We start from the raw sequence: 874 nt of genomic DNA on the forward strand, positions 1-874 counted from the left end.
CCCGCCCGTCCGTGTCCCACAGCGTGAGGCGGGCCTGGACGGTGGCGACCGTACGGGGCAGGGCCGCCGCCGCCGCGCCTTCCACCTCGCGCCACTCGGTCCAGGCTCCGTCGGCGGACCGTCCCCGGACCTCGACGGCGACCCGGGCGCCGGAGGGGGTACGGGCGGACAGCTCGGCCCTGACCCGGTCGACGGGACGGTCGAGCGTCCTCGGCGCGAGGACCTGCGTGCCGTACCCCCGCTCGCCGGCCGTGGTGGCGGTCACGGTGGTGTCCGTACGGCGCAGGCCCAACGCGCCCTGTACGAAACGGACGTTGACGTCGTCGGCGTCGACCCGCGACAGGTCGGCGGACCAGGAGACCGGACCCCGCGCTACGCGCGTGGATTTTTGGGTGTCGGCCGCCACGGCCGGTGACGTGGTCACCGCAGGACCCAGAAGGGCGAGTACCGACAGGAGCCCGGTCACCCAGCGGAGTCGCTCTCGTCTGTGACGCATGCGCGCATCTCTCTCGTTCGGAGGTGTCGGAACGTGATGGAGCGGATCTTGTGCGAGTGACCTGACCGGCGTCGGCGGCAAGTATGCCATGTCCACATCAAGGTGTGGTGCGATTCTCGGACGTGTTCCGGCGTGTTCCTGACGTACGCCCGGCGAATGTCGACCCGGCGGAACCCGTCGTGCGGAAATCGCCTCTTCTGTTCAAACGCGCTCTCAATTGATCGTGTGGACCTCAACTGACGCTCGAACAAGTGCAGTTGTGGTCCGAACTCACTTCAGCGTTGGGGGAGACTTGCTCAGAAGCAGGAGAACGAGAGCGGGCGCGGCCATGGTCGCCGCCCTGCTCACGGCGGGCCTCACGACCGGCGTGACCGCGGC

Annotated in this window: 1 pseudogene; it reads right to left on the reverse strand. The window is 69.3% G+C overall.

Features of this window, described 5'->3' with window-relative positions:
- Positions 1–424: pseudogene (locus tag GT042_RS10480) on the reverse strand (hypothetical protein); the annotation flags it as partial.
- Positions 425–874: the final 450 nt, after the last annotated feature.

The sequence above is a fragment of the Streptomyces sp. SID3212 genome (assembly GCF_009865405.1).
Taxonomy (GTDB): domain Bacteria; phylum Actinomycetota; class Actinomycetes; order Streptomycetales; family Streptomycetaceae; genus Streptomyces.